This window comes from Actinosynnema sp. (genome assembly GCF_052038725.1).
In genome coordinates, this window is record NZ_JBQGCX010000276.1 from 1 (window position 1) to 6,636 (window position 6,636).

7 protein-coding genes and 1 pseudogene are annotated in these 6,636 nt (G+C 73.6%); 4 read left to right on the forward strand and 4 right to left on the reverse strand.

The window, feature by feature from the left end; translation table 11 throughout:
• The coding region (locus tag ACTUAL_RS05350) for a hypothetical protein (protein WP_440899463.1) at positions 1–486 on the forward strand (486 nt) is incomplete at its 5' end.
• Between the two features lie 109 nt (positions 487–595).
• A pseudogene (locus tag ACTUAL_RS05355) lies at positions 596–766 on the forward strand (very short patch repair endonuclease); the annotation flags it as partial.
• A gap of 281 nt (positions 767–1,047) precedes the next feature.
• Here ACTUAL_RS05355 and ACTUAL_RS05360 read toward each other — a convergent pair.
• The 3 genes from ACTUAL_RS05360 to ACTUAL_RS05370 all read right to left on the reverse strand — a co-directional run bounded on the left by ACTUAL_RS05360 (position 1,048) and on the right by ACTUAL_RS05370 (position 3,060).
• Positions 1,048–1,314, reverse strand: a complete 267-nt coding sequence (locus ACTUAL_RS05360; protein ID WP_177154623.1) for a transcriptional regulator — start codon at positions 1,312–1,314, stop codon at positions 1,048–1,050.
• Positions 1,315–1,407: 93 nt separating this feature from the next.
• Positions 1,408–2,127, reverse strand: a complete 720-nt coding sequence (locus tag ACTUAL_RS05365) for an ABC transporter permease (RefSeq protein ID WP_096492209.1) — start codon at positions 2,125–2,127, stop codon at positions 1,408–1,410.
• A 48-nt stretch (positions 2,128–2,175) separates the two neighbouring features.
• Entirely contained in the window at positions 2,176–3,060 is an 885-nt protein-coding gene (locus tag ACTUAL_RS05370) for an ABC transporter ATP-binding protein (RefSeq protein ID WP_440899464.1), read from the reverse strand.
• A gap of 163 nt (positions 3,061–3,223) precedes the next feature.
• Between ACTUAL_RS05370 and ACTUAL_RS05375 the strand changes: the two genes are divergently transcribed.
• Complete coding sequence (locus ACTUAL_RS05375; protein WP_096492211.1) at positions 3,224–4,351, forward strand: sensor histidine kinase; 1,128 nt, start codon at positions 3,224–3,226, stop codon at positions 4,349–4,351.
• Entirely contained in the window at positions 4,348–4,950 is a 603-nt protein-coding gene (locus ACTUAL_RS05380) for a response regulator transcription factor (protein ID WP_440899465.1), read from the forward strand. Before ACTUAL_RS05375 ends, ACTUAL_RS05380 begins: the two co-directional genes overlap by 4 nt.
• A 39-nt stretch (positions 4,951–4,989) precedes the next feature.
• On the opposite strand, the gene ACTUAL_RS05385 is transcribed toward ACTUAL_RS05380, so the two are convergent.
• Entirely contained in the window at positions 4,990–6,423 is a 1,434-nt protein-coding gene (locus ACTUAL_RS05385; protein ID WP_096492213.1) for a WGR domain-containing protein, read from the reverse strand.
• Positions 6,424–6,636: the final 213 nt, after the last annotated feature.

Sequence of the window (6,636 nt, forward strand, 5' to 3'; positions counted from 1 at the left end):
CTCGGCGACGGCGCGACCAAGGACGGGTACCCGGAGCGGCTGGAGCGGATGCTGGTCACCGAGGTCGACGGCGAGCGCGGGACCCTCGCGACCACCCCGATGCGCCTGGCCGCCGCGTTCGTGGCACTGTACGGCGAGTACCGGCAGCCCTACCACGTGTCCGAGGTGCGCAAGGACGGGCAGGTGGTGTGGCGCGCCCCGAACGCGGCGTCGGAGCCGAGGACGCCCCACGCGGTCGTCGAACCGGGTCAGGTGGATCCCGCCGCCCCGGCGGGGAGCCTGGACGAGAGCGGCCAGTGGGCCTGGTCGCTGGCGGGCGGCGACGGCGAGGCGAGCGCGGCGGTCCTGTTCGCGACCGAACCCGACGGCGCCCGCAACCGCGCCCTGCGCGGCATGACCCCGCTGGAGGAGCGCCGCACCGATCAGCCCGCGGCGGCGGTGCGGGTGGGCGCGGTGCTGGGGCCGATCAGGGCCCTGGGGTGGTGACGGGCGGGACGCCGGAACGGTCGGTGGTCCCCGGGACCGCGCCCACGTGTGCAGGTACACCGATCCCGATCCGCCACCACCGCCCAGCTCTCCCGCCACGGCGAAGGTGATGCGTCGTATGCGCGCGTCCGGCACCCGGCCCGAGCTCGCGCTGCGCAGCGCCCTCCACCGCCGGGGGCTGCGCTTCGTCGTGGACCGCTCACCGCCCGGCACGAACCGCCGCAGGCGCGTCGACGTCCTGCTCCGGGGCGCCCGCGTGGCGCTCTTCGTCGACGGCTGCTTCCGGCACTCCTGCCCGGACCACGGTCAGCTCCCGCGCGCCAACCGGACGTGGTGGCGGCTCAAGCTCCGCGGGGTCGTGCTGCGCGACCGCGACACCGACGCCCGGTTGGCCGAGGCGGGGTGGCTCGTCGTGCGGGTGTGGGAGCACGAGGACCCCGGTGAGGCGGCGGAGCGCGTGCTCGGGCTCGTCGCGGCGCGGCGAGCCGCGACCGGGCTGCCGTCCGCCGGTGGGCGGTCCGGTCCCGCCGCAGCGCTTCCCCGGCCGCAGCCCCGGCGGGATCAGTCGTCCGCCTCGTCGCCCAGCTCGTCGCCCAGCTCGTCGTCCGCCTCGCGGGTGATCTCGAACAGGTCCCCGAACCCCAGCTCCGGGAACGCCACCAGCGCCCCCGCGATGAACTCCGCGTCCGGCGGTCGCACGCCCGCGCGCACCACGGCCAGCGCCGACGGCGACAGCGACATCGCCGCCGCCGCGGAGACGCCGTCGAGCCCCGCCCCGGCGATCGCCGAGTCCAGGGCTCCGGTGCGCAGGATGACGGTGTAAGGCATCGGGTCCTCGTTCGGCCGTCCGGAGGGTCGCCGCAGCGTACGTGCGGCGCGGCGACCCCACCCGGAACCGGTGGCCGACCTCACAGGGCCCGCTCAGCGGCGCGGTTCCCAGCGGAACATGCGGGCCGCCAGCAGCACCGCCACCACGACCCACGCCAGCGTCGGCCCCAGCAGCAGCAGCGAGTCGCCCAGCTCCGCGCCCCCGTTCCACGCGTCGCCCACCAGCTCCGCCGCCGCGCCGCCCGGCAGCAGCCGCTTGACCAGCGCGAGCTCCTCGGTCCCCGCGATGCCCACCCAGCTCGCCACGCCGATCACGCCGAGCGTGACCGGAAGCGTCGTCACCTGCGCGTGCTCCGGCGAGTTCGTCACCCCGGCCGTCGCCAGCCCCAGCCCCAGCAGCATCACCAGCGTCGCCAGCACCGCCACCACCAGCAGCGCCGGGTTCTCCGGCGCGCTGGTCACCGCCGCCAGCACCACCAGGATCACCGCGACCTGCACCAGCGAGATCAGCGTCAGCGGCAGCACCAGCCCGGCGAGGATGCCCGCGTCGCTCAGCGGCGTCGAGCGCAGCCGCTTGAGGAACAGGTTCTGCCTGCGGGAGGCCAGCGTGGTCACCACGGTCGTGTACAGCCCGATCGAGGCCACGGTGAACAGCACGATCGTCGCGATGTACCCGAGCCCGCCGAGCCCGGCGAACACCTCGTGCTGGTTGATGAAGAACGCGCTGACCGCCGCGGGCATGACCAGGCTGGTGATCAGCACCAGCCGGTTGCGGAACAGCTGGCGCAGCTCGCTGAGCGCGATCGAGAACATGGGATTCCCTTCCCCGGTGGTGGAAAAAGCGGCGGTGGTGAGAAGCGGTCAGTTGTCGTCGAGCGAGCGGAACACGTCGTCCAGCCGGGTCGGCCCGGCCTCCAGGTCCGGCAGCGCCACCCCGTTCGCGCGCGCCCACCCCAGCAGCGCGTACAGGTCGTCCTCCAGCTCGAACGTCTCCACCCGCAGCGCCCCGCCGTCGAGCCGCATGGCGGGCAGCGGCGGCTGCGGGGCGTTCGGCGGCAGGGAGAACCGGATCGCCGACGGCAGCGCCCGCGTCAGCTCGGCCACCGTGCCCTCCCGCCGGAGCGAGCCCCGGTGCATCAGCCCGATCCGGTCGGCGCGCTGCTGCGCCTCCTCCAGGTAGTGCGTGGTGAGCACGATCGTGGAACCGTTCTCCCGCAACCGGTCCACCGCCTCCCACAGGTCGTCGCGGGACTGGATGTCCAGGCCGGTCGTCGGCTCGTCCAGGAAGATCAGGTCGGGGGTGCCGTACACGGCGGTCGCGAAGTCCAGCCGCCGCTTCTCGCCGCCGGACAGCTGCGAGACCTTCGTGCCCGCCTTGCGGGTCAGGTCGACGACGTCGAGCACCCGGTCCACGTCGTCCTCGCGCCCGCTCAGCGCCCCGATCAGCGCCACCGACTCGCGCGCCGTCAGCTCCGGCGCGAACCCGCTCTCCTGCAGCATGATCCCCATCCGGGGCCGCACCGCCCGCCGGTCGCGCGGGTCCTTGCCGAACACCCGCACGGTCCCGGACGTGGCGCCCCGGTGCCCCTCGACGATCTCCAGCGTCGAGGTCTTGCCCGCCCCGTTGGTGCCCAGCAGCGCGTACAGCTCACCGCGCCGGACCTGGAACGACAGGTCCTTCACGGCCTGGAAGTCGCCGTAGGCCAGGTTCAGCTTCTCGACGTCGATGACAGCGGTGGAGGTCATGGCGCCAATTCCAGCCGCCGCGGCGCTCACCCGGCAGTGCGCCCGCGTCACCGATCACCCGTGACATCTCTCAGGGCCCACCCGTGACACCACGTCACTGGCGGCCCGGTCCGTCCACACCGCACACTGGTGGGCGGCCCGCCCCCGACCACGGAGAAACCCCATGAGGACCGGATCACCGCGCGAGCGCGAGCGGACGGTGGTCACGCGAGGGCCCATCCGCAGGCTCAACCTCCTCAGCGGGGTCCCGCCGCTGGTCCTGGTGGCCGCGGTGAGCATCTTCGTCGACGCCACCACCCTCGTCCAGGCCGCCGTCATGCTGGTCGGGGCGTCGGTCGGGGTGGTCGGCTACCTGCTGTGGACCTCCGGCGACCTGCACCGGTTCCTGCTCCCGCTGCTGGCCGCGGGCGCCGCGGTGTGGGTGCTCACCGCGCTGGTCACCGGCGGGGCCACCGGGTACCTCGGCCTCGCGATCGTCGGCACGTTCGCGATCCCCACGCTGCCCCGCCACCGCTACCCGGCGATCGTCGGGCTGATCGCGTTCACCGCCGCCGTGGGCGGGGTGAAGGTCCTGCTCGACGGCCCCGACGTCCTCCACGAGTACGTCACCCTCCCCGCCGCGGTCACCGCGCTGATGGCCGCGGCGATGTTCCCCAGCCAGCGGTTCTACGACATCGTCAACGAGCTGGACGAGGCCCGCGAGCGCGAGGCCGAGCTGGCGGTGGTGCGCGAGCGGGTCCGGTTCGCGAGCGACCTGCACGACATCCAGGGGCACACGCTGCACGTGGTCAAGCTCAAGGTCGCGCTGGCGCGGAAGCTGCTGCGGGTGGACGTGGACCGCGCCGAGGAGGAGCTGCGGGAGGTGCACGCCCTGGTCGCCGACACCATCGCGCAGACCAAGGACCTGGTGTACGCGCAGCGGCGGCTCAACCTGTCCGCCGAGCTGGAGAACGCCAAGAACCTGTTCGAGGCGGCGGGAATCCGGGTGCGGCTGCGCCGCGAGTCCGATGTGGACGAAGGCGCGAGCGAGCTGCTCGGCCAGGTGCTGCGCGAGACCACCACGAACATCCTGCGGCACGCCCAGGCCACCCGCGTGGCCATCACCCTGTCCGCGTCCGCGATCACCATCGTCAACGACGGCGCCCAGGACGCCCCGCCCGCACTGCGCGGACTCGCCGCCCTGGCCGAACGCCTCGCCGGGCGCGGTGGGACGCTGACCGCCGAGCAGCGCGACGGCTCCTTCACGACCGCGGCGCGGCTGCCCGCGACCGGCCAGGAGGGGGACCGATGACCACCGTGGTGCTCGCCGACGACGAGGCGCTGCTGCGCAAGGCCATGGCGGCGCTGCTGCCGCTGGAGGGCGAGATCACCGTGCTCGCCGAGGCCCACGACGGCGAGTCCGCCGGCGACGCCACCCAGCGCCACCCGCCCGACGTGCTCGTCGTCGACCTGGAGAGGCCCGGCGTCGACGGCCTCGGCGCGGTCGCCCGCATCCGCGCCGAGCTGCCCGGCCAGGTGATCCTGATGCTGACCAGGCACGCCCGCCCCGGCGTGCTGCGCAAGGCGCTGAAGCTGGGCGTGCAGGGCTTCGTCAGCAAGGCCGCCGACCCCTCGCACATCGCGACCGTGATCAAGACCCTGCACGGCGGCAAGCGCTGGGTGGACCCGGACGTGTCCGCGCTGGCCGTCGTGGACGACTGCCCCCTCACCGACCGCGAGGTCGACGTCCTGCGCGTGACGAGCGAGGGCTACTCGGTGGCCGACATCGCCGCCCGGCTGCACCTGGCCGAGGGGACCGTGCGCAACTACCTGTCGAACGCGATGCAGAAGACGCAGACGCGCACCAGGCACGAGGCGGCCCGGTACGCGCGCGAGCACGACTGGCTGTGAGGCGGGGGAGCGCCCTGGGCGGGCGCTCCCGCCCCTCGCTCAGCTCAACCGCCTGATCTCCCCGCGCACCCGGTAGAACGCCCCGTTCGCCGAGGTCACCACGTCGCTCACCAGGTACCGCGCCCCCGGCACCCGGATGTTCTTCGGGAACTGCACCCCGCGCGACCACTCGTACCCGTCCGACACGACGTGCACCCGCAGCCTGCCGCCCTCCTGCACGCACTCCACGACCACGCCCTCCCCGGCGGGCACGTGCGCGACCGACACGACCTCCACCTCGGCCGTGGCCTCGACGCGGGCGATCGCCCCCGCCTTGACGTCCACCCGCTCCGGCACCTGCCCCTGCTCGGCCGCGCGCACCGCCTCCGGGCTCGCGTCCAGGCAGGCCAGCGAGCCGTCCGTGGTCACCAGGTACAGCCGCTCGTCCCGGTACTGCATGGAGAACGCCGACCCGCAGCCCGTGGCCAGCTTCCACAGCCGGGTGCCGTCGGCGGCGAAGCAGTACACCGACGACTGGTTGTCCCCGGCGAACACGAACTCCCCGTCCGGCGAGGTCGCGCAGGAGAACACCGCCGCGTCGCACCGGTAGGACGCGGTCTCGCGCCCGGTCGACTTGGCGAACCGGTGCACGAGCCCGCGCGAGGTGCCCGCGTACACCGCGTCCCGCTCCTGCCAGCCGAACAGCACCGCCCCGGACGTGTCCGAGTGCCACGCCTCGTCCCCGCGCCCGCTGTAGTGCGTGACGCCCCGCGAGTGCCCGTGGAAGATCCCCTCGTCCGAGCACCGCACCATCCACGCCCCGTCGCCGCTGGCGCGCCGCGACCACTGGAACTCGTCCTCGTGGTCGACCACCGTCACCCGGCCCTGCCGGTCGGACACGCCGAGCACGCCGTCGTGGATGTCGAGCCAGTAGATGTCGACGTCCTCGGAGATCTCGTACGCCACGCGCGGCACCTTGCCGCCCAGGTCGTACACCTTGCCGTCGTCGCAGCCCGCGTAGATCCAGAAGTCGTCGGCGACGATGCACTTGACCGCGTCGGGCAGCCCGAACCGCCCGGTGACCTGACCGTCGTGGGTGAGCGTGTAGACGTCGCCGTTCTCGTTGCCGACCCAGGCGTGGTCCTCGCCGATGAAGATCCCGAACGCGGGCGCCCCGGAGGCGAACCGCCACAGCACGGGTGCCTGCCGCGCGGTCGACCGGGTGCTGACGATCTCCCGCCTGCTCACCGCCCGCCGCTGCCGCACGCCCCGCACGGCCTCGGCGTAGCCCTTGCGGACCTTCTCGCCGATCTTCTTCTGCGCGGCCTTGACCGCCTTGTCGTGGTCCGCGAAGGAGGACTGCCGGACCTGCCCGGACTCCCCGATGCGCCCGAAGGTGATGGTGACCTCGGCGCCGTCGACCCGCACCTCGTAGAACTTGTGCGCACCACCGCCGGCCTCGGACAGCTCCAGGTAGGTCGTCGTGGCAGACATGCGATCGCTCCCTCGTCGTGTGATCTGGGGAGCACGGTAGCCGGCGGCACCGACAAAAACCGGCGGAATGGCCGATGACCAGTGATGTCGCGCCCGAGACGAGCACTCCGCGCACACCCGCGACCCCGCTGCGCTACCGGCGCGCGACCGCGTCCGCCCGCCACCGCGCCGCGACCCCCGGAACCGTCTGCAGCAGCAGGAACCCGAGCACCG